Source organism: Helicobacter sp. 11S02596-1 (assembly GCF_002272825.1).
In the GTDB taxonomy this organism is placed as follows: domain Bacteria; phylum Campylobacterota; class Campylobacteria; order Campylobacterales; family Helicobacteraceae; genus Helicobacter_J.
The window spans coordinates 1-22,499 of sequence record NZ_MLAM01000006.1 but is presented as its reverse complement, the minus strand read 5'-3'; the positions used below and the strand labels follow the sequence as shown (position 1 = coordinate 22,499).

Below are 22,499 nucleotides of genomic sequence, written 5' to 3'. Positions count from 1 at the left end.
ACATCCTTTTTGTGCGGTTGTTTTGAGCTACGATCCAAATTTGTGTATTTGGAAAATCGATTTTTGGGAAATACGGGAGAATTCTAAAAATTTTTGATTACAAATTGATGACAAGATCTATGTCTTGGTCTATTTTTACTCGGGTTGTTTTTGTAAAAACAAACCTGAAGACCGCTCCAACAAGCAAAACCTATGGGCGGGCGGGTCAGTTTCGCTCCTAAAGTAATCATCTCATATTCAAGCAAGTCTCGAATACCCAAAGCAACGCTTTGGGTATGAGAGGAGAAGCGTAAAAAAAGATAACTGCTTATCTTTTTTAGCTTCGCACGGCGATGCGTTTATGCTCCGATAGGAGTATAGCATACGCCCATACTTTAGCAACGTTCGGGGGTTTTACTCCCGTGAGTGATCTTCAGATTCAGTTTTTAAACTGAATCGAGTAAAAAATAATGAAAACCGAGTAAAATAATATATCAAAATTTTTTAGAAGCCCGAAAGGAAAAAAATGGATTTTGAATGCGATTGGACAAAGACCAAAGCGTGTATATTCCGCAACTACTTGCCTAATGGTGGTTATAATGGGAGCGGGTATTTTCACGAAATCAAGGAATTTGATAGGGTGGATTTGCAAACATTGCTCGGACTAGAGGCTGAAATCATCAAGCTTGATAAAAACACGCAGGCATTTTGTGCGGGCAAAATCGCTTCCAATGTGCTTATATGGGGTGCTAGGGGCTGTGGCAAAAGCTCGATGGTAAAAGGCGTGTTTGCCAAATACCTCTATGGGGTTGATTCGCCTTTGCGTGTGATTGAGGTGGAGAAAAAAGATATTGGCATATTGCCGGTTTTGATTGATGATTTGCGGGGGCGGGCGTTTAAATTTGTGATTTATTGTGATGATTTGTCGTTTGAGGCAGGGGATAGGAGTTATAAGGCGCTCAAAAGTGTCTTGGAGGGTTCGTTAGAAAAAAAGCCCGACAATGTGCTAGTCTATGCGACTTCTAATCGCCGGCATCTGGTTGCTGAGTCTGAAGAAGTTTCTGAAATCCATCAAAATGATGTCTTTGATGAGCTGATTTCATTGAGTGATCGTTTTGGGCTTTCTATGGGCGTGTATGCGTTGGGAGCGGCGGAATATCTTGAGATTGTTAGGCGTTTGTGTGGCAGTGAAGAGGAGTTTTTGGCTATCAAACTCCAAGCGCTCAATTATGCTGGTCTCAAGGGGAATCGAAGCGGGCGAAGCGCACGGGAGTTTTATAAGCTTTATCAAAATGGGATTGTTTAAGCTTTTTTGGTGCGTTTCTCTCACCCTTTTTCCTGCCAAAAATACATTTCAAGACTTGTAGCGATAAATGTTGCTATGCCACTACTTTAGGAACAGGAGGAGCGTTAAGGTTAAGCCAACTGCTTGGCTTAACTAGCTTCGCACGGCGATTGCGATGTGCGACTACAAGGAGCACCGCAAGACGCCCACACCTTAATTCACTGCCCGCAGTCGTCTTCAGATTCAGTTTGCAAAACTGAATCGAGTAGAAAATGTGGTTCAGATGACAGGGCGTTGTGCGCTTGGGTTTGTTAGCGGATAAGATTTCCAAACCTTAGAAACCTATAAAACTGGGTTGATGGGGCAAGCGTTAGCTTGACCATAACCCTATCCTTTAGGAATGGAAGCAGGCTCTGCCTGCTGGAATGGTCTTCAGATTCGGGCTTTACCCGAATCGAGTAAAAAATAATGGAAACCTTAAAAACCTATCTCCAATATTCAAGCTTGCTTGAATATGAGATGGTTACTTTAGGAACGCAGGGCGATTCACTCGCCCGCAGTGGTCTTCAGATTCAGTTTGCAAAAACTGAATCGAGTGCAAAATAATGAAAACCTTTTTGTTTGTAACAAAAAAGCGATAAAATGCAAAGGATAAATCCAAAGTGAAAATCATTTATAAATAAAATATTACTGGGAAAAAATGAAAAAACTTTTAGGGCTTTTGCTGTTGTCTTCCTTTGGCTTTGGGAATGGGTTTAAGATCCAAGAACAAAGCCTCAATGGCACCGCCTTGAGTTCGGCATATGTCGCGGGTGCACGCGGGGCGGATGCGAGCTATTATAACCCGGCGAATATGGGTTTTAAAAATGATTGGGGTGAAAATAAAAGCGAATTTGAGATTGCCACTTCGCTCATTACAATACCGGGATTTCAATTTGATGTGCCGACGACCAATCAGGGGTTGTATTCGAGGACGACGTTGAAGTTTGATAATAGTGTCATTGGCAAGCTAGCACAAGGAATGATGAATAAGCCAATTGACCTTTATCATTCCTCTCCTGATGAGCAGGTTGTGGGCGGTTCGACAGGGGATACGAATTTTATCTTGCCGAAGTTTTTTTATAAATCCCGCACGTATAATGGCTTTACCTTTGGGGCGAGCTTTGTTGCACCCTCTGGCTTGGCGATGAATTGGGCAGGCAAAGGCGGGGAGTTTCTCCAAGATGTTTTTATTATGATGATTGAGTTTGCGCCCAGTGTGAGCTATACGATTGGCGATCGCTTCTCGATTGGCTTTGCCCCCCGCATTCTTTATGCGATGGGGAGTTTTAACAATGTCGTGTATGTCCCGCTGGACAAAGATGGCAATGGGATTTCACTGAGCAAAGATCAGGTGCTGGGATTGACCGATGAACAAATTGAAGCTTTGATACCCAAAGATAACGCATTAATAAATGCTGTTTTAGAAGCAATAAAAGCATTTGGCGGCAACATCAAAAGCCTAATGGGTTCTTTAGAATCTGAAACCACCAACCTATACGGCACCGCCAAAGTCTATCAAAAATCTGATGGCAAAGCCTTATCCACTGGATACCGCCTGGCAGCGAGTTTGCGGGTGTTTGATGATGGGATGTTTTCTGTCGTGTATAATTCGCCTGTGAAATTCAATATGAAAGGTAATCTTTCAGCGACAACGTATATCGGCGGGGCGATTGGGAATGTGCTTACCACCGGCGATCTTGATATTGCCGTTACGATGCCTGAAATCCTCACGATTGCCTACGCCCAGAGTTTTTTTAAAAACCATTTGCGGGTTGAGGGCGTGTATGAGCGGACATTTTGGAGTCGGGGGAGCAAGTTTTTAGTAACCCCGGATTTTGAAAATGCTACTTACACGGGGCTTTCTGGGATGGTGGCAAATCCGAATGTTTTTAATAGCAATACGCTCAAAAATATGGTCGGGCTGGCGGATTTTGCGGGTGTGATGAATATGGGGGCGGGCTGGAAAGATACCAATACCTATCGCTTGGGTGTAACCTATATGGGCAAAAGCTTGCGATTAATGGGGTCTTTGGCTTATGATGAAGCGCCTAGCCCGCAAGATAAAATCGGCATACCCGATTCGGATGGCTATATGGTGGGCGTGGGTGCGAAATTTAATTTTAGGGGGTTTGATTTGGGTGCGGGGTATTCAGTAACATTCAAAGACAACAGGCGTAGTATGTATCAATCGGACGGGCTTGGCCAGCTAAAGATCGCTACGATAAGCTTGGGCTATCGCTGGTAAGGGGAAAGTATGGCACATCTTATCGATGATAAAACGATCCTTATCACCGGTGGCACGGGGAGCTTTGGCAAAAAATTTGTCGCTACTATCCTCAAAGCCCACCAACCCAAAAAAGTCATCATCTATAGCCGTGATGAACTCAAGCAATACGAGATGGCAAAGGTTTTTGATGATAAAAGAATGCGGTATTTTATCGGTGATGTGCGTGATAGCACGCGTCTAGAAAGTGCGATGAATGGGGTGGATATCTGTATCCACGCTGCGGCACTTAAGCACGTGCCTATCGCTGAATATAATCCGATGGAATGTATCAAAACCAATATCGCAGGCGCAGGCAATGTCATTGATGCGGCATTGGCAAATAAAGTCTCGCATATCATCGCCCTTAGCACCGATAAGGCGGCAAATCCTGTGAATCTCTATGGGGCGACGAAGCTGTGTTCTGACAAGCTATTTGTGAGTGCCAATAACATCAAAGGGCAGGGGAAATCGAAATTTAGCGTGGTGCGTTATGGTAATGTTGTGGGGAGTCGGGGGAGTGTGATACCATTTTTTAAACGTTTGGTAAAAGAGGGGGCGAGCGAGATACCAATCACTGATGAGAAGATGACACGCTTTTGGATCACGCTAGAAGAGGGCGTGAAATTTGTGCTTGATAGCTTGGAGCGAATGCAAGGCGGGGAGATCTTTGTCCCTAAGATCGCAAGTATGAAGATTATTGATCTTGCCAAAGCACTCGCCCCGCATATCCCGATAAAAATCATCGGCATTCGCCCGGGTGAAAAGCTCCACGAGGTGATGATTCCCAAAGATGATTCGCATTTGGCATTGGAATTTGAGAATTTTTTTGTCCTCACGCCTGCGATTAGCTTTCAAACGCCTATTGACTATACCCGCACGCTCAAGGGTGAAGCGGGCAAGAGCGTGCCAGCGGGATTTGAGTATAGTAGTAATGGCAATGATAGATGGCTGGATAAGCAAGAAATTTTGGCGATGAGTGAAAATATTTTGATTTAAATCGAATAGGAAGCGGGCAAAAATGCAAGATTTCGACGTGATGGGGTATGGGGATATTTTGCGGGGCAAAAATGTCTTGCTTTTGGTAACTGGCTCGATCGCTGTTTATAAGGCACTGGAGCTGGCAAGCTGGCTAAAAAAGCAAGGCGGGAATGTGCGTGTGGTGATGAGCGAAGAGGCAAAGAAATTTGTTACACCACTAAGCTTTGAGGCGATTTTGCATACACGGGTGTTGCACGCAGGTTCGGAAGACTGGGTGCAACCGGCGGGTCGGGATGGGGGCGATAGTGTTGCTGATAGGGTAGCGTGCGATGGGGGTGCTGGGCGTATTGATGGTCGTGAGGGTAATAGTCGCAAGGGCGGGGTTTGCCACGATAGCGTTGCCTGCCAGCATATCGCCTATGCGAGGTGGGCTGATATTGCCATCCTCGCCCCTGCGAGTGCCAATACGCTTGCTAAGATTGCTACTGGCGTGGCTGATGGGCTGGTGCTTTGCACGCTTTTGGCTTGTAAAGCCCCCAAAATCCTCGCTCCTGCGATGAATACAGCGATGTTTGAGGCGCAAGCGACCCAGCGGAATTTGAGGCTTTTAGCAGATGATGGTTTTGTAATCATCCCACCACGTGTGAGCTTGCTGGCGTGTGATAGTGTGGGTAATGGGGCGATGGCTAGCATTGAAGAGATTGTCTTTGGGCTATGGAGCCAACTGCACTCTGAGCCTTTTTGGCAGGGCAAAGATGTCGTCATTACCGGTGGGGGGAGTGTGGAGCGTATCGATGCGGTGCGCTATATTTCCAATCACTCCAGCGGGCTACAGGCGAGCTTTTTGGCACTTGCTTTTGCACTGCTGGGGGCGAATGTGCGTTTGATTGCTTCGGCTTTCCCTATCAAACTGCCTCTGTGCGTGCAATGCGTTGAGGTGAGGGATAGCGCTTCGTATCTTGTGGCGATAGAGCGGACTTGTGAGGAGCTAGCTAGCAAAGAGCGGGTGTATTTGCTGATGGCAGCTGCGATTAGTGATTATGTGCCAGAAAGGCAGTTTGATGGCAAGCTCAAAAAAGACGCTATTGGGGCGATGTGGGAACTGCGATGTCGGCAAAATGTTGATGTCCTCAAAAGCATTTGTGCACCCAATCTTTTTAAGATTGGTTTCAAGGCAGAAACGGACGAGGCTAATGCGATAGAATCAGCCAAAAAAATGCTCCAAAGTCCTGTAGATGGGGGCAAGGGCTGTGAGGCGGTGTGTCTGAATCTCATCGGGGCGCATAATCCTTTTGGTTCGCCAAATAATGCGATGGTGCTACTTGCAAAAGATAAAAAAGGGGGTATGCTAACGCACCGCACGGGGTATAAAGATAAGCTAAGCATTGGTTTTGAGATCGCTACATTTATCCGCAATCTATGCTAGAAGAAATCAAGGCGCTTGCACGGCTGAATGCGCTGGGCTCGCAGGCAAAAGGGACAAAGGAGTTTAATGCGACGTTGCCGTTGTTGCTGAAGGTTTTGGGTAAAAAAGGTGCGGGGGAATATTGGCTCAAGCTCGGCAATACCACGATAGAGACAAAAAGCCAAAAAGAACTCATCGTGGGGCAGAAGTATTGGGCGCAAATGTCAAGAAGCTCGGTGGGTGCGATCGTGCTTTCTCGTCTCACTCCCCAGCCCCAGATGGTCGAGACGCTACAAAATAGCCCGCTAAAATTTGCTTTTGGCGATTTGGAAAAGTTGCTTGGGGAGAAAGATTCCAAAGATTTTTTGGTAGCTTATAAGGATTTTTTGCTCGATAAATTTGTGAATGCTGCCACCCGTTATGAGTTTCTTGTTGTTGGGAATTTGTTGCTTTCGTTGCAAAAAAATGTGCTTTCTTTGGTGATTGGCGATTCTTCGGGGGATTCGTTTTTGCAGACAAGGCGGGGTAAAAGCAAAAAGCAGAGCTTGGAATTTTATGCTATTTATCCCCATCTAGGGGCGTTGCGTGGGAGGGTGTATCGGGGCGAAGATGGGATAAATGCAGAAATTTATGTGGCTTATGAGGGTGTCAAAAAGGTTTTGGAATCACGGCTGGATTTGCTAAAAGGTTTTGGGGGCGTGTCGGTGTATGTAGTGGAGGCGCTTGAGCCTTTGTTTGTGTTTGAAGAAAGTCTTTTGGATATTCGGGGCTAGGATTTGGGTTTTTATTATGGTTACTCGATTCAGTTTTTTCTCTGAAAAACTAAATCTGAAGACCGCTACGCAAGGTGTAAAATATTACTTTTGGTCGGACTGCTGTGCTCCTTATAGTCGCACAACGAATCATCGTGCGGAGCTAGTTAAGCCAAGCAGTTGGCTTAACCTTAACGCTCCTCCTCCTAAAGTAACCATCTCACACCCAAGCCTTTGGCTTGTGCGTTCGAGATAAGTTTCTAAAGTTTTCATTATGGCTGCTCGGTTTGTTTGGAAGCAAACCTGAAGACCATTCCAAGAGGGAAAGCCTCTTTCCATTCCTTAAAGTTATTTCACCCACCCACCCAAGTTATGGTCGCACTACGTTTGCCTATCAACCTATTTTCATAGGTTTATAATCTTGAATTGTTTTTTAAAGAAGCAATCTACGCTTTTTCATTTTGCCTACTAGGGGAGCGGGCAGTGGGTTGGGAGGTGGTTTTAGGAGGAGGGAGGGCAACTTGCTAAGTAGAACCCGCCCTCCTCCTAATAGGCGAAAGCCTAAAAACATTATTTTTTACTTGATTCAGTTTAAAAACTGAATCTGAAGACCACTACGCAAGGTGTGAAATCTTGCAACGTTGCTAAATATGGGGGTCTGTGCTCTTAATCGGAGCATATACACATCGGCGTGTGTTCTCAAAAAGTTATGTTTCTTTTCTTCATATTTTTGGTTTTTGAGATTTTGTTCGTTTTGTCTGAACTGGTCGCACACGACAATTGCTAATGCTTTGCCTTACAATGAAGAGCCTAAGGTCCCCATATTGCCGACAATAACATCGGAAATGCTATTGAGGATTTTCTTAGACGCTTTGATGAGCTCGCTTTCTTCTCCTGTATTGATAAAGGGGATGTCTTTTTGCATTAGCCCAATCTTTTTAAAATCAATCTCAGGACACAAGCTATTGAGCCGTTTGGAATGGATATGGTCAGCAAGATTGTAGTTTTTGAGGGCGGTTGCCCATTACTCAAGTTCTGAAGCCATCTACACACTCATTGCATTCAAGAGTGAATCCGTGCTGGGGGCTTGAGTAGTTTCTTTTGTGTAAAAATATTAAAAAAAGGTAGCATATTATCTCCTTTAAGTATCTAAGGATTTTTTTGAAGCCTACCATAATTTTGAAGAGATTTTTCGCTAAATTGGGGATTTTAGTTTTTGGGGCAACAGAGAAAAATAATAGAGAAAATAATCAGATTAACAAAACAATCAACAAAAGCAAGCTAGAGGGAGATAATCAAGGGGCTTAGAGTGGCTTGCTAAAGGGATTTCCCTACACTCTAAGCGTTTTATCTTAAAGGGCTACAGAAATTAATAAAATTAATGCTATAATCACCTTTAAGATAACTCTGATTATCTTTGTAATTAGCATTTCTACCACCTCATTTCGAGGTCATAAATTTGCCAAGAGGTTGTCGCCCTCTTGGCACAACCTCAAACATAATCATAACAAAAAACTTATTCAAGATTCAAAAATCAGTTAAAAGCAAGAGAAAGAGTTTAAGGGGAAAACAAAAAGCAGAAATTCAAGCAATGCCTGCCCTCTGATAAGGGAGCAAAAGCAGGCATTAGCTTAAACCAAAAAGCCACAAAACCTAAAACCGATAGGCATAGTTAAATGTGAGGTAGCTTTGGGTGAGGAGTTTGGCTTCTAATCTGTTATAATAATTATCGCTTTCATCAATTTTTTGATAAATTCTTTTTTTATCTGAACTCATCCCAAATATTCCCCCAAAGCGGTAAAGCAATTCAAATTGGTGACGGCTAAGATAATAATGCAAGCCAACTACAGGGTAGAAATCAGAGGTAAAAATGCCATCGTAGTTTTGAGTCCAACCATTTCCTTTTCCTTTTCCCCCTGCATAATAATCAAATTGATAACCCAAACCCACATTAAGCCCCAACGTTTGCTTGACATCAATTTGCCAAAAATCCCAGAGGTATTTCACATCCAAGCCCAATTTTATAGGGATATAGCTGATGGTGTTTGTTGAATCAAACATATTAAATTTCCAACTATCATAGCCTGAATATAAGTGAGCCGAAACCTTGATCCCGTGTCGTTGGGCTTGTCCAAAATAATGCTGGTAACCCCCGACCAAGCCACCCTCAAAGAATGTGGAAGTAGCTTCCCCTGCAGTAACATTTGTAAAATCTTTGTTTTCATAAACAAACATTGTCATCTTCTCCCCACTCACATTCCCCTCTACGCCCACAAAAAACCCATTCTTAGAATCTTTGGATTTCGCCTTTGTTTTTGTTTTTTGTTTGCCATTACTTTGGGCATTGTCTTGATTGCTTTGTAGCTCTTTTTGCTTTTGTTTAAGCTCTAAAAGCTTATTTTCTTTCTCTAGTTTTTGGATTTCTGCATCCAAATCATCCGCACTCACACCACTAAGCCCCAAAACACCTATGGCTAAGCCATACAAAAACCATTTTTTCATTTCTTTTTCTCCTAAGTTTATTTTTATTTTCAATATGCTTATTCTACTATTTACCCCCCCCCCCCCCGTCAAGGGGTTAGGGGGGGGGTTGGAATATTTGATGATGAGCTAGGTTTTAAACACATAAAAATCTACTTATAAAATCTTATGATATAATACGAAAGATAGCTCACATACTATTGATGTCTCTGTAAGGAATAAAGTTAAAAAATTTCTTAAAATGATAAATCATAGATATGTTTTTGGACAACAACATTAAATATAGAAATAGAAATTTATTAAGAGGTAGGTTTAGAAAAATGATTTTAATTATAGTATTAGCTTTGAACTATTTTGCCCCATTAATCAATAATATTATCATCGGCTATATCACGGAAAATATATCAATGGGGGCTTTGGAGAAAAAAATAAAAGAAGCAAGGCTTAAGAATCTAAAATTAGAAGGACAAATCAAAGAGCGACAACTTGAGAAATTAGAACTGGATAATAGAAATTTTGATGATAAAATTACCAAAAAATATATTTAAAATTTTATATTAATTATATGTTTTTAAAAAATTTAGTCTATAAATTTAGGAATCAATTCAAGGGTCATTGGCAAGGAATGAGCTACAAAATCAAAATCCTCCAAACGTGCGATGATACCCTCAAATAAATCTTTCTGGTAGCTTTGTTTTTGAAGATTATTTTGTGCTTTCTTTAGGATTTTGGGAATTTCCAGACTCTTGAGAGGCTTGAGTATCTTTGGAATCTTGCGGTTTTTTGGATTCTTTTATGGTTTTAGGGTCTTTGAGAATTGCAACATTTTCAGCGAGGACTGCTTGTTTGAATAAATATTTTTCGCACTCAATTTCAATATCTTTTTGACAATCTTGCCTGTGATCCCAAAACTCCACATAGGCATTTTTAGAATCTTTAAATCGGAGCGTTCCATATGCAAATTTTTGCTTATCTTTTAGATAAATTTCCACATTTTCTGCCACCAAGCCTTTTGTTTTTAAAAATTTTTCAAAAGCCCTAGCAAAAGGATCAGGAAATAAAATAATAAAAATAAAACAGGCAAAAATAACAAAGCCTGCAGTTGGATATAAAATATTACTTTTATTATTTTTATAAAAGTCCATTATAACATAAGCAGTTGTAATATTTAATAATAAACCAATAATATAAAACATCAATAAATATAAATCTAGATTTTTTATTTGGAAATTTTTAAAAATATTTAATGCAAATAATAATAACACCAATAAACATAAAATCCAAAGCAAAGTTGCAGACTTCCAATTAGGTTTAAATCTGAATAAGTAGATAATCCCAATGATAGGAGATGCGATCAAGAAAAAAATACTCTCTGCATAAAAACCAGCAATGCCCCAAAGCCAAATTCCATTAAACGAAAACAAAGAATATGGGAAAAATCCATATTTATTTGCATAGGTCATCAAAAATGCAAAAAAACCAATAATGCAAAACATCGCAGAAAGCGTGGATATGAGTTTAAACCCATCGAGTATATAATTTTTATTTTTTATCATATTTTTCCCTTTTAATTTAAAATCGATATTTTTAGCTATCCCCGATAATCCAGCCCAAATATTTTAAACAAATATAATTATAATAAGATTATATTTCATTGTCCATCGTTCCTGCCACCAATCGTTTCGTCCTGATCAGTCGCCAAAAAAACACAAAAATTTAGTTCTTGAAAGTGCAATTTTAATTAAGGCTCGCAACCCAGAAGATGAGGGGAATATCGCACAATATGCAATCAATTCTTAATCAGTAAAAATAAATTATAGTATAAGGTATTTAAAATTAAGGATAAATATTATTTTTCAATATAAATTATTTAATTTATTAGAACCATTCAATTTTAAGAATTAAAATCTACTTTTCAAATACGATGAAAGTCTTAGAAATCTAATCCATTATTTCAAATTTTCACTGCTCTAAAATCCTAGCCCAAGCCAAAAACGCTAAAATTCGCCCAAAAATCCCACCAAATACAAATTGCATTTTTGCGTTTTTTGCACCACGCCAAAATTCTGCTTTCTTCACGCAAAAAAAGCAATCAAAACCCTGCGAAACTCTTATTTTATAAGCCTTTTTCCTATCAAACCCCGCCAAATCGAGGATAAAAACCGAAGATGTGGCGAGAATGTGGGGCGGTCTGTGGGGCGAAAAATCTCCGATGTGGGGCGGTCTGTGAGGTGAAGTGATGTGGGAAAATCGCTTAAGATGTGGCGCAATGAGGCGGGTAGGTCCAAATGTAGGGCGGGCATTCAAACACAAAAGCGGGTGCATTCAGACTGCAAAGAGGTAAAGCGTTAAAGATATGGGGGCGGTGCAGGAGCTTTAATGCCAGCTTTATTGTTTTTTAACGTAAGTCTGCCTGCCTATGATTTGCTTACTAATATTGTCTTTATAGTATTATATAGCTGATTAAGTATTTCATAAGTATTAAATACATACAATAATCACAAAAACATTTCATCAAGTCCTAAGAAAATATACAAAGGCAATCCAAATGGCTTCCAAAGACAAGCTTTTAAAACGCATACAAAACAATCCAAAAGCCGTGTCGTTTGCGGATTTACAAAAGCTTTTGGAGTATAATGGGTTTGTTCTTGATAGGGTAAAAGGCTCTCACCATACATTTTACAAAGGTGATATTACTTTTACTATTCCTTATCGAAAGCCTGTCAAAGAAATCTATGTCAAAATCGCCTTAAAATTCATTCAAGGAGACAACCAATGAAAAAAGATTTAAATTACTATCTCAATTTGCCCTATGATATTCTCATTAAAAAAATTCCAGAAGATGAGGGCGGGGGCTATGGGGCATTTATGCCTGATTTTAAAGAAGTGGCGTTTTTCTATGGCGATGGCGATAGCCCTGATGAGGCACTCAAAGAGCTCAAAGAGGCTTTTATTGTGACATTAGAAAGTATGATGGATAGAAAAGTCCCTATCCCTGAACCCGCAACAGACAACAGCGATAAATCCGTGCGTCTCAATATCACCTTACCCGAACGCATTGTTAATATCCTTGATACCGAAGCCAAAAAATTATGCCTCAATCGCTCCGCGCTTATCGCCGATCTAGCCCGAAGAGCGTTTATGCAACGATAATGTCAAGTGCAAAACTGCACTACCACTTTTTACGTCGCTATGCTGGTGCTTCACACGAAGAGGATATTTATGTCTTGACTTTCTACAATTTTTCAAATCCCGGCAATGCTATTACTTTAGGTGATTTGATATGTTCTTTGACTTTAAGTATTGCATATGTTGCACTGATTTTTTCCTGACTCAAATCCTCAATACGCTCAACTTCGCAGACCAATCTGTCGCCTTTAGCAAATTCAATTTCATTTTTTTCAATCTTATCCAAAAACACTTCATCTTTGATAACAGCATTGATATTGCCTCTGTCATCACTTAATCTCCATTTGCTGTTTTTATTAAAAGCCAAAGAAGCAATACTAAAAGTCTGCGTATAGGTTCTTATCTGCATATTAGGTTCTTTTGTCCAAAGGTTTTTTTATAAAAATCTTTATCGCTTTTAGGAATTTCTAAGACATCATTATTATACTTCACGCTGATTACATCAATTTCATCAGAATCTAGTGGGTTTTTAATAAAATTTTCCATATATTCTCTAAATTTAGGATTTTGATAAATTTCAACCACCTTTTTTGCAAAATCAAGTGCAATACCACCATCATCAACAATCAAAACTATATTGCCTTTTTCCTCAATATTTTTAGGTTCTTTGCCACCAAGATGTTTGTATAACGCAAATAATCCGCCAAGTCCACTTATTCCAATTCCAAGCATACTCATAATATTCGTAATCGCACTTGCTCCCTCTGAAGCAAAAAGCCCTTTAAAACTTTGCCACATCCCTTGCGTGGCTAAAACCAAATCAACCTGAAAAGAACCCTCTTTTGTGGCAATGATTTTAACATCTAGTTTTTCCTCAATTTCTAGTGATTCCTTGATAACTTGTATCGCTTTCCCAAAATTCAATATCGATGTGGCAAATGATTCCAAATCAATCTCACCATTAATGATTCCCTCGCCACTATACGTAATTTTTAACTCTTGGGTATCTGTCTGCACTTTTGCCTTTCTCAAAAGTTTTTCGATTATAGCATTTTTGATTGCAAACAATCTCTAAGCACCTTTCACAAACTTATCTTTCAATTTATCTATCGGACTTTTTAACTTAGGATTCTTAAACTCCATTCTTTGTTTAAGATTTCTATCAGAATAAAATGTTATGATTCTTCCACTGGTCGAGGGTTTAGGATAATAAGAGGGCGGATATGTGAATCCCAGTTCTTTCGAGCTGACCTCTTTCCTTTGACCGACTACTAATCGAAATCTTATCCCTTGTTTATCTTGCCATTCGTAAATCCTGATTCCATTCTTGTCTATAAACGGCTCTTTGTGTTCCTTGATGTATTCTCTGACAGAATTCCCTAGATTTAAAAGTTCATTTTGACTAACATAGCCCAAATCTTTGGGATTACTATGTCTTGCTGTGATATGATTAGCTCCATAGCCTTTTTTCTCATCGATATGCTTGCCTTTAGATAATCGCAATGTTTTTTCTATCGAGTTCAAATCCTCTTTTATCAGTGTCGCCTTTTTATTATTAACCGCCACGTTATAAATCCCTCGTTTTTCGTGCTTGATTTGCCCAATATTAAGCGAATCGATTGTTTGGGCTATCTCCCTATCCTTATTTGGGAAATGGCGTTTTAAAAGCCGTTGCAAGACTTCAGGCTTATTGCTTAGGTATTTGAGTGCTTTCAATCCGACAATACCACCCAAAGCACCCAGTAACGCATTCCCACCAAATCCCTCGCTATCATCATTATCACTCGCCTCTGCACTCCCAGCCCCGCCGACTATCCCAGCACCTGCCAATGGGTGTTTTTTGGGTCTTTAATTTTTGTAGCTAATATGTTACAATACGTCAAATCCGTAGGTTTTTGCTTTTAACTGAAATTTTAGGAATATAACAATGGAACTATCAACGCTTGCTTTAATTACTGGCTGGTCGGTTGGGATACTAACCCTTGTTGTAGCCATTATAGCTGGCACTATAACTGCTTATGCTATTTATATACAGAGTTCAAATTCAAGAAATATTAAAGAAAGTGCAAGCAAGAAGCTTGATAAGGCGTTAAAAGATCCAATGATTTTAGATAAATTTATCAAAGCGGTTGTTGAAAATGAGGGATTCAAAGGAAGATTTTTACAGATGATTGCAACAGAGGCAGAAAATGTCTATGATGCCAGAAAGGTTGTGGAAGACAAAGTATTTGAAAATGATACAAAAAATACCGATATAATTGATAAGTTCAAATCTAAAGAAGGAGAAACAAATGAAGCTTGAAGATTTAAAAACAATGCTTATTAATAAAACTCCCGAGGAGATTATTGAGTTACTTGAAATAAAAAACGTCCCCGTAGATATTAAAACAATTTTGCGCGATCAACTAAATATAAAAATCGATGAAGAGTTAGAATGGGATAAGTTGGCTTTAGATGGGTGTGTTTATTTGAAGAATGATTATCCTGAGATATGGCTGAATAATTCTGTTTCTGAAGCCAGACAAAATTTTACTCTGGCTCACGAGCTTGGGCATATTGTCAATGATATCCTGCCAAATGCAGACAAATATCAAGACCCTATTAAAGATGACTATGATACTCTCTACCGAAGAGGAATCAATCCTATGGAGAGAAAAGCCAATGATTTTGCAGCCAGATTTTTAATGCCTTCGGAATTCGTCCATCAAGAAGCTAGAAAGTTTGCAGAAAGCGAAGAATTTGACAAATTAACCCTAGAGGAAGTTATCAAAGGAATGGCAAATCGCTTCAGGGTATCTTACGATGCGATGAAATGGCGACTTGTAAATTTGGGGTATATTAATAAAAACAAGATTTAATGCCTTTCACGCACCTTTCTGTAGTTTTGTTGCATTATTTAACTTTGGATTTTTAAAGACCATCTTATTTTTAAGATTCCTATCAGAATAAAAAGTTATAATTCGCCTAGTAGGGGCAACTGGTTTTCGGTCGCTTCCGCCTGTGAGAAGCACCCCTACTTTTTGACTTGGTGTATTTTTACCTATCTTTCCAGTCGCAATCCTAAAACGGGGTCCGTTTTTATCTTCCCATTCGTATATTCTCAAACCATTCTTATCCACAAATGGTTCTTTATACTCTTTAATGTAATCTCTAATAAAATTCCCCATATTGAGTAATTCATCTTCTGTGATATAGCCCGCTTGCTTAGGATTGCTATGCTTTGCGACAATATGCTCTCCACCATAGCCACGCTCATTGATTTTTTGCCTGCCTTTTTCAAAGGCAATACTATCAAGAGCCTCTAAATCCTCTCTTATCAATGTCGCCTTTTTATTATTAACCGCCACGTTATAAATCCCTCGTTTTTCGTGCTTTATTTGCCCAATATTAAGCGAATCGATTGTTTGGGCTATCTCCCTATCCTTATTTGGGAAATGGCGTTTTAAAAGCCGTTGCAAGACTTCAGGCTTATTGCTTAGGTATTTGAGAGCTTTCAGACCCACGATACCACCCAAAGCACCTAATAACGCATTCCCACCAAATCCCTCGCTATCATCATCACTTGCCTCTGCACTCCCAGCCCCGCCGACTATCCCAGCACCTACTGCAGGCAATCCCAAATCTTTGCCACTCTCCTTGCTTGCCCCTTTGGCTTCTATAGTCGATTCAATAATCTCTCTATTAAGCGCTTTGAGCTTTTCTTGCTTTTCTTTGAGTTCTGCTTCTTTTTCAAATGTCTGGATACCTTTTTTGAGTTTAGCAAAGTGTTCTTGGGTGGTCTTGAGATCTTGCGTGATGAGTTCTAATCGCTTCTTGCTAAAGAAATTCTCTACCCGCACCATTGTCCCACTAGGCGAAAAGCTATAGGTATGCGGTCCGATAATGCACTACGAGAATAAATTATTGTGAGTATAATGAAATTTTATTTTCTCGTCTCGAAGCAAATCAGCAACATTAATACATTCAATTCCAAGTTCTTGGCATACATTGGGTATTTTGATTCTTTTTCTTGTGTTATCGGCTCTTTTTTCGTGGGTTACGATTTTATAATGATCCTGATAAGCCAAAGCTATCAAGAAAAAATCTGCCCCACTAGAAAACTCACTGATAGGTTCTGATTCATAATTCATTTGCTCAAGCTTCGAAGCAACTGCCATAAAGGATTCCGGTGTTATCTTGTTTTCATCAATAAAAAACTTATTTTTATTTAATTCTTTTAAAAATTCTGAAAGCTCTTTTGGTTGTTTAACTTCTTCAAGGACTTTTTTCACTGATTTAATATGAGTTTTTTCTATAGATACTATTTTAAGCCAGTCCCAAAAACCAGGACAAATATCAAAGGCATAATACCTCAGAGCAGATTCAATAAAAATGTTGGCATCAATAAGATATTTAGAAAGACATTTACACATTGCTTATCCCCAGCTCTTCAGCCAGCTTATCAAATGTGCTTAGTTTTGCTATATCAAGCAAATTCAAGGCATCCTTATAGGTCTCATATCCATTGATTGTATCAATAATAACTTTTTTGGCAAATGCCTCTCCATTAGATGCTCTGACATTATTATAATGATCCCCACCTTTTAAACTTTTTGTATTTTCATCTTCTATAAATTTATTCTGTTGTTCTCTCTTGAAATCATCATATTCTTGTTTGTCAATCAACCCTCTAAGCAATGCTTTGGTAGCTATTGCCAAAGAGCTAGCAAGCTTGAAATGCTCTTTAAGCCTTGTGATATTGTCTTGAAGTCCAACTCCTCTTTCCCATATATCCATAAACTTATTAGATGGCATTAATATCTCACCTGCAATCTCATTGCAACGATATTCTATTGCTTGAGTAAAATCATCTAAACTCACACCACTTTGTTTTAAAAGAATATGGGCAAGTTCGTGCAAAAGAGTAAAAATCTTTCCTTTTTTTGATCTATCTTTTGAGTTAATAAAAATCAATGGGGCATATTCATCATAAATAGCATAGCCTCTACATTCTTCAATACTTATAGCTCGGTATGTATTGTTTTTTGCTACTCCAGTTTGCTGGACAATAAACTGATGATTTTCCAGAGAATCTTTAAATGCTTTAAATGAATCTTTGCTTGAGCCACTAAAACCAATTAATCTTTTAGCCTCAATGATAAGCTCTGCATTTGTGTTAAGATTTTTATTTTCCAAGAATTTTGAATACCCATTGCGCACTAAATAAGCCCTGTGCCACTCTTGTTTTTTTAGACTTGAGGCGATACAAGATTTTAGTGCAGGAGAAAATCCTTTATTTGTATTGCCTCGAAAATCTGGGAGCAAAGGTTTTTCTTGTGGCAATTGATCTAAAAAAAGATAGGCAAAAGGGATATTGGAAGCTTTGGCAATTTCGGTAAGTTTCTTTAGGCTTATTTCAAAGGTTGAAGAGTTGCCATTTAAAAATTCACAAAATGCTTGAGATTTTTTTTCAAATATTTTTTCAATAACGCTTTCAGGCAGATTGAGGGTTTTCAAAAGAGAGGCATTTTTCGCATTTAATTTCAACTCTTTTTCCTTTGCTTTGATCTATTAATACTATCGAATTTTATAAAATATCAATTAAAATACCTTTAAATTACGCTCCCTTTAAAATCTTATTTTTCAGTCTCTCTGTCGGACTTTGCAACTTCGGATTTTTAAATTGCATTTTGTCTTTCAGGTTTCTATCAGAATAAAAGGTTATAATATTTTCGGCAGGTGCAAATGGGACTTGTAGTTCCGTCCTGCCTTTTTCATAGCTAACCAATCGAAACCGCACTCCCTCTTTGTTTTCCCACTCATAAATTCGATGTCCTTTTTCATCAATAAACGGCTCTTTATGTTTGCTCAAATATTCTCTGATAGAATTTCCCAAATTCAATAACTCATCTTGTCTAACGTGTCCTATTTTATGCAACTTCAAATGTCTATATTTGATATGTCTTGCCCCAAAATCTTTATTACCTTTTTCAAACTTAATCAAATCATTAACATTCTCTAAATCTTTTTGAATGTTTGTAAATTCTTTCCCATTATAAGCCACGTTATAAATCCCTCGTTTTTCGTGCTTTATTTGCCCAATATTAAGCGAATCGATTGTTTGGGCTATCTCCCTATCCTTATTTGGGAAATGGCGTTTTAAAAGCCGTTGCAAGACTTCTGGCTTATTGCTTAGGTATTTGAGAGCTTTCAATCCGACAATCGCCCCTAATGCACCCAGTAACGCATTGCCACCAAATCCCTCGCTATCATCATCACTTGCCTCTGCACTGCCAGCCCCGCCGACTATCCCAGCACCTGCATATAATGGGTTTTTAGTGTCTTTGAGTAATTGTATCTTTGGAGGATTGATGCCTCTTGCTTTTTTTATACTTTCTCTAAACTCATCATTGACTGCCTTTCTAGCTATTTTCACGCCCGCCCCTAACGTTAAAGCTCCCTCAGGATATATTGACCCAATATATTTGCCCGTAGTCGCTTCAAAAATGCCATATTTTGCTTTTGAAGTTGCTTCATTCATAAATTCACCATACACAACAATAAAATCAAATCCTTTAGTGCTAAAGGCATCCACTATTTTATAAGTGGCTTTGCCTGCTGAATTATCAAGCATAAACATAGCAGTAGGCTTATCTGGGTCAAATGTTCTGGGACTAATAGTGTTTTTAAGCGTGTTAAAATTCTCCTGTGTTTGTTTGTTGGCAAAACCATTTTTGCCTATTTCATCAACCTTTTCTTCATAAACATAAGCGGGTTTTATCTCTATATTTTTCTTTTCATATTTTGGGTCAAAAGCTTGTTTTGTTGCCTCAAGTTGATCAAATAGTAGTTTTGCCCTAGAGACTATATAATCTAGGCTTTTTGCTTCTTCTGCATCTGTTGGTTTAAAAGTATTTATATAGTTTTTTTGAATCTTGAATTCATTCGTGCGGTTTATGATATTTTGAATCGTGGTAATATTTTTGTCGTTAAAAGTCGTTAAAAATTCTTGAATCTCTTTTTTACTAAGTATTTCTTTTAATTCTTGCTTTTGCTCATCAAAGAGTTTTTTATCCCGCTCTATCCCTTTAATCGTATGTTTGATAAGCTCATCATTGCTTTTATTAGGGTATTTCATTTTTTGTGCATAATACTTTGATATTAATTTTGAAATATTCCTAAGCTCACTATCAGTAAAATTGTCAATCTTATCAAATAATGGATTCTGCGATACTTGCTTTGTTTGTTCTTGGGTTAGGGGATTTGTGGTAGAATTAGGGCTTGAAAGATTTTCAGATAGATTGGTTTTGCCCAGCTGTTCTGGAACGTAAGCCCTAGCTCCGTCGAGATACTGCTCGGGGTCTTTCAGCTCATAGCTTGTTACTACCCAGATTTTTTCTTTATCTTTGTATTTTTCATTCAGCCCGACTAATTGATTGTCTTTGATGATACCTAAACGATTATCCTTATCTCGATAAATAGCACCATTATGGATGATATCATCGATTTTATTTGCAGTATCTAAGCCGTGTTTATCGATAATATGGGCTAGCCCTCCTGATTTATTCCCCCAAACCAAATCAATATCGCCTAGCTCTTCCCGATAAAATGCCCCAGCGACTTGCCCGTGCTTAACTTCTAGTAGCTTATTAATTGCCCCAATCCCATCGTGGTAAAACTCGGCGAAGTTTTCCCCAAATTCAGGCAGTGGCTCGGGCTTAGTGGGTGTTTGCTTGGGTGGTGGCTCTTTGAGCGTGCCTTGTGTTTTGGCTGTGCTTGCTTGTGTATTTTTAGTTTCTAGGGTTTTTAAAAGTTCTTCCCTTTCATCTTTGCGCATTTTGAGTTTAGCTTCACTCATCTCAAGGCGGGATTTGATAGCTTCTTTATCCCTACGATTTGGAGACGCTAGCGCTTGGAGTTGCTTTTCTATATCCGCTTGATAATCTTTAATCTGTGAATCCAAAAAATGCAGGTGCATTTTGTCTTGAAATGCCTTATAAGTAGCAGGATTCATTGCTTCGACTATAGGGATAATATTGCCAAATTTTTCTTTGCTGTCTATTGCTTCGGATAAGGATTTAAGATATTCTTGTTTAGTCTCCCTAAAAGCGTGTGTGGCTGTGTTATAACCAAAAGTATTATTTTCATACAAATTATCAATCGCTTCCCATAACGCTTTATCGATAGACTTTTCTTCCAAAAGAGGTTCTGTGTTGGTGATACGCCCTTGTTTTTTAGGGTCAGCAAACCAGCGATACAATTCGCTATAGTTGGGTGAGTTGCTATTAAAATGCCTATCAAGATGATACGACAAGAAGCTATCAAGCTCTGCTTTGCTCTTATAAGGTGGTAACGCCTTAAATTCTGTGAAATAAAATCCATTGGGGCTAGATAACAAACTATACACTTCCTCTTTAGGGTTATCAGGGTGGGTGATTTTGATAAGAAATTGGGGTTGGTTATCATATACAAAGGCATTAAGAATCGGCGTGGATTCTTTTGCGTTAGAGTGCTGCTGGAATCTCGGCAATGCTTCTATGGGATAATCTCTTAGATCCATCTTGGCAATGGTTTCAAATGTCTTTTGGGTTTTGCTATTAGTAAATATGGTAGGGTAGCTCATTATTTCTTGGATTTGTTGTATTTTCTCATCAATAGCATCTTTGTTGCGGGTGGTTGTTCGTTCTTGTTGCAACATCGCCATCTGTTTTTGTAGTCCGATTTGGGTCTTGCTTGCTTTGCCTTGTGTAAAAGCCAGGAGATTATCTAAGCTTTTTTGGTAATCTTTAAGGATAGCTTCATTATCTGTTGGGTTTTTCTGCAATGCGTCGATATGCTTTTGAAACTCTTCTATCTGATTATCAATGTGAATCTTTCTAGCAACATCAGGATCTAGGGTGGTGATAAGCTTTTTGGCTTCCTTATCCTTTAAAAGTGTCAGTGTTTCTTTGGCAACCTCTTTTTGGTGCGATGAGGATTTTTTGGATTTTACTAGGGATTGGTTTTCTTTGATGAGATCATTATAAGGGTCAGGGGAGTTTCTCATTACATTATCTAAATATTTTGCATAAAGCCCATCAAACCTTGTGTAAAGATGGGGGGCATTGGTTTTAAGATGTTGGACTTGCTCATATTGGGCTTGTTTGGTTATATCTTGCTTGATAGCATTATCCAAAGGATTCTCCCCTACATCACCGATTAAGTGGGCTTGGCGTTCTTTTATAGCCTCTTGCAATCTTTGTGAAAAATATTGTCTGGTTTCTTCTAAAGGCTCTAAGTGATATTTTTTTAGATAATCCATCGTGCTTTTTAGTTTCTCTTTTTCTTCAGCGGGGAGGTCTGTCGTGAGCTTGTGGCTGAGTTCTTGTATTTTGGTTTGGATTTTGATAAGTTGTTTTTCTTTATCTTCTAAGCTTATTTTTCTTGTAAATATTTTGTAATCAGCATTATCCATACCCAAAAATAGATCTTTGGGTTCTCCTTTCATATCCAAGATTTCCGCCATTTGCTTAGGATTGCTCGGCATACCATTTTTTATAATGCTTTCATAGGTCTTAGGGGCTAATTGCTTGAAATTCTCAATCATTGGGATAAATTCATCACCAATGTTGGGGGGATTTGTGGTAGAATTAGATTGAGGATTGGTTCGTAACGACCCGTGCTGAAGTTGCGAATGCAAACCATCACTGACGCTCACGGGTTGGGATGGGTAATCCTCATAAGCTGTAAGTAACCACGTTTGTTTATTCCCTTTATACTCTTGAGACAAAACAATATTTTTATCTCCATATTTGATGAATTTTTTAATATCTCCTTTATCGAGAATCTCCCCATTTTCTATAATTTCAGGAATCTTGTTAATAAATTCTATCGCTTTATCTGCTTGCCCATCATATTGCTGGGTTCTTTGTTTAAGGATATGCTCCAATCCCATCTTTTCATTCCCCCAAACCAAATCAATATCGCCTAGTTCTCGATAAAACGCCCCAGCAACTTGCCCTCGCTTAACTTCGAGTAGTTTGTTAATCGCACCGATCCCATCGTGATAATATTTCGCAAAGTTTTCCCCAAACTCGGGGTTAGCCTCGATTTGAAACCTTGCGGGCTTGTTGGCTAGCTCTTCTCGCTTGGCAATATATTTTGCTTCGAGGGCTTTGGCAACTTGGGCTTCTTTCAATGCCTCTTTAATCGGGAGTTTCTCCC

At 39.0% G+C, this 22,499-nt stretch carries 21 protein-coding genes and 1 pseudogene; 11 read left to right on the top strand and 11 right to left on the bottom strand.

Annotation, left to right across the window (positions count from 1 at the left end):
- Positions 1 to 505 precede the first annotated feature (505 nt).
- From BJI48_RS04680 to BJI48_RS04660, 6 genes are all read left to right on the top strand, one after another.
- Positions 506 to 1,285: a DUF815 domain-containing protein gene (locus BJI48_RS04680; RefSeq protein WP_095332436.1), complete on the top strand. Its 780-nt coding sequence runs from the start codon at positions 506 to 508 to the stop codon at positions 1,283 to 1,285.
- Positions 1,286 to 1,732: 447 nt separating this feature from the next.
- Positions 1,733 to 1,870, top strand: a complete 138-nt coding sequence (locus tag BJI48_RS09430) for a hypothetical protein (RefSeq protein ID WP_180763050.1) — start codon at positions 1,733 to 1,735, stop codon at positions 1,868 to 1,870.
- Between the two features lie 94 nt (positions 1,871 to 1,964).
- On the top strand, positions 1,965 to 3,551 hold the full coding sequence (locus BJI48_RS04675; protein ID WP_095332434.1) for an outer membrane protein transport protein: 1,587 nt from the start codon (positions 1,965 to 1,967) through the stop codon (positions 3,549 to 3,551).
- A gap of 9 nt (positions 3,552 to 3,560) precedes the next feature.
- Positions 3,561 to 4,568 carry a UDP-N-acetylglucosamine 4,6-dehydratase (inverting) gene (gene pseB, locus BJI48_RS04670; protein ID WP_095332432.1) on the top strand — a complete coding sequence of 336 codons (1,008 nt, stop codon included), beginning with the start codon at positions 3,561 to 3,563 and terminating at the stop codon, positions 4,566 to 4,568.
- A 22-nt stretch (positions 4,569 to 4,590) separates the two neighbouring features.
- Positions 4,591 to 5,976 carry a bifunctional phosphopantothenoylcysteine decarboxylase/phosphopantothenate--cysteine ligase CoaBC gene (gene coaBC, locus BJI48_RS04665; RefSeq protein WP_095332430.1) on the top strand — a complete coding sequence of 462 codons (1,386 nt, stop codon included), beginning with the start codon at positions 4,591 to 4,593 and terminating at the stop codon, positions 5,974 to 5,976.
- Complete coding sequence (locus BJI48_RS04660) at positions 5,970 to 6,728, top strand: hypothetical protein (RefSeq protein ID WP_095332428.1); 759 nt, start codon at positions 5,970 to 5,972, stop codon at positions 6,726 to 6,728. Before coaBC ends, BJI48_RS04660 begins: the two co-directional genes overlap by 7 nt.
- A gap of 775 nt (positions 6,729 to 7,503) precedes the next feature.
- Here BJI48_RS04660 and BJI48_RS09665 read toward each other — a convergent pair.
- Together BJI48_RS09665 and BJI48_RS04655 are read right to left on the bottom strand one after the other, a co-directional pair.
- Positions 7,504 to 7,632, bottom strand: a complete 129-nt coding sequence (locus tag BJI48_RS09665) for a hypothetical protein (RefSeq protein WP_257874394.1) — start codon at positions 7,630 to 7,632, stop codon at positions 7,504 to 7,506.
- Between the two features lie 728 nt (positions 7,633 to 8,360).
- The gene (locus BJI48_RS04655) at positions 8,361 to 9,209 is read right to left on the bottom strand and encodes a hypothetical protein (RefSeq protein ID WP_095332426.1); all 849 of its coding nucleotides are present in this window, start codon (positions 9,207 to 9,209) and stop codon (positions 8,361 to 8,363) included.
- A gap of 299 nt (positions 9,210 to 9,508) precedes the next feature.
- Here BJI48_RS04655 and BJI48_RS04650 point away from each other — a divergent pair, with 299 nt between their 5' ends.
- Entirely contained in the window at positions 9,509 to 9,736 is a 228-nt protein-coding gene (locus BJI48_RS04650) for a hypothetical protein (RefSeq protein WP_095332424.1), read from the top strand.
- A 156-nt stretch (positions 9,737 to 9,892) separates the two neighbouring features.
- Here the strand turns inward: BJI48_RS04650 and BJI48_RS04645 are convergent, their stop codons facing one another.
- Together BJI48_RS04645 and BJI48_RS04640 are read right to left on the bottom strand one after the other, a co-directional pair.
- Positions 9,893 to 10,744, bottom strand: coding sequence for a hypothetical protein (locus tag BJI48_RS04645; RefSeq protein WP_095332422.1), 852 nt, complete (start codon positions 10,742 to 10,744; stop codon positions 9,893 to 9,895).
- 406 nt (positions 10,745 to 11,150) lie between these two features.
- Entirely contained in the window at positions 11,151 to 11,513 is a 363-nt protein-coding gene (locus BJI48_RS04640) for a hypothetical protein (RefSeq protein ID WP_095332420.1), read from the bottom strand.
- A 223-nt stretch (positions 11,514 to 11,736) separates the two neighbouring features.
- Between BJI48_RS04640 and BJI48_RS04635 the strand changes: the two genes are divergently transcribed.
- Complete coding sequence (locus tag BJI48_RS04635; protein WP_095332418.1) at positions 11,737 to 11,967, top strand: type II toxin-antitoxin system HicA family toxin; 231 nt, start codon at positions 11,737 to 11,739, stop codon at positions 11,965 to 11,967.
- Positions 11,964 to 12,341: a HicB family protein gene (locus tag BJI48_RS04630; protein ID WP_095332416.1), complete on the top strand. Its 378-nt coding sequence runs from the start codon at positions 11,964 to 11,966 to the stop codon at positions 12,339 to 12,341. Before BJI48_RS04635 ends, BJI48_RS04630 begins: the two co-directional genes overlap by 4 nt.
- Before the next feature lie 82 nt (positions 12,342 to 12,423).
- Here the strand turns inward: BJI48_RS04630 and BJI48_RS04625 are convergent, their stop codons facing one another.
- The 3 genes from BJI48_RS04625 to BJI48_RS04615 all read right to left on the bottom strand — a co-directional run bounded on the left by BJI48_RS04625 (position 12,424) and on the right by BJI48_RS04615 (position 14,147).
- Positions 12,424 to 12,726, bottom strand: a complete 303-nt coding sequence (locus BJI48_RS04625; RefSeq protein WP_095332414.1) for a hypothetical protein — start codon at positions 12,724 to 12,726, stop codon at positions 12,424 to 12,426.
- The gene (locus BJI48_RS04620; RefSeq protein ID WP_143428772.1) at positions 12,717 to 13,265 is read right to left on the bottom strand and encodes a hypothetical protein; all 549 of its coding nucleotides are present in this window, start codon (positions 13,263 to 13,265) and stop codon (positions 12,717 to 12,719) included. The genes BJI48_RS04625 and BJI48_RS04620 overlap by 10 nt, the downstream gene beginning before the upstream one ends.
- A gap of 123 nt (positions 13,266 to 13,388) precedes the next feature.
- Positions 13,389 to 14,147: a hypothetical protein gene (locus tag BJI48_RS04615; RefSeq protein WP_095332410.1), complete on the bottom strand. Its 759-nt coding sequence runs from the start codon at positions 14,145 to 14,147 to the stop codon at positions 13,389 to 13,391.
- A 97-nt stretch (positions 14,148 to 14,244) separates the two neighbouring features.
- On the opposite strand from BJI48_RS04615, the gene BJI48_RS04610 reads away from it, so the two are divergent.
- Positions 14,245 to 14,619, top strand: a complete 375-nt coding sequence (locus BJI48_RS04610) for a hypothetical protein (protein WP_095332408.1) — start codon at positions 14,245 to 14,247, stop codon at positions 14,617 to 14,619.
- Positions 14,609 to 15,175: an ImmA/IrrE family metallo-endopeptidase gene (locus BJI48_RS04605; RefSeq protein ID WP_095332406.1), complete on the top strand. Its 567-nt coding sequence runs from the start codon at positions 14,609 to 14,611 to the stop codon at positions 15,173 to 15,175. Before BJI48_RS04610 ends, BJI48_RS04605 begins: the two co-directional genes overlap by 11 nt.
- A gap of 6 nt (positions 15,176 to 15,181) precedes the next feature.
- On the opposite strand, the gene BJI48_RS04600 is transcribed toward BJI48_RS04605, so the two are convergent.
- From BJI48_RS04600 to BJI48_RS09660, 4 genes and pseudogenes are all read right to left on the bottom strand, one after another.
- Complete coding sequence (locus tag BJI48_RS04600) at positions 15,182 to 16,159, bottom strand: hypothetical protein (RefSeq protein ID WP_095332404.1); 978 nt, start codon at positions 16,157 to 16,159, stop codon at positions 15,182 to 15,184.
- Between the two features lie 45 nt (positions 16,160 to 16,204).
- A complete protein-coding gene (locus BJI48_RS04595; protein ID WP_095332401.1) occupies positions 16,205 to 16,729 on the bottom strand; it encodes a DUF4411 family protein in 525 nt (174 codons plus the stop codon).
- A complete protein-coding gene (locus tag BJI48_RS04590; RefSeq protein ID WP_180763049.1) occupies positions 16,722 to 17,843 on the bottom strand; it encodes an ImmA/IrrE family metallo-endopeptidase in 1,122 nt (373 codons plus the stop codon). The genes BJI48_RS04595 and BJI48_RS04590 overlap by 8 nt, the downstream gene beginning before the upstream one ends.
- Positions 17,844 to 17,913: 70 nt before the next feature.
- A pseudogene (locus BJI48_RS09660) lies at positions 17,914 to 22,499 on the bottom strand (hypothetical protein); the annotation flags it as partial.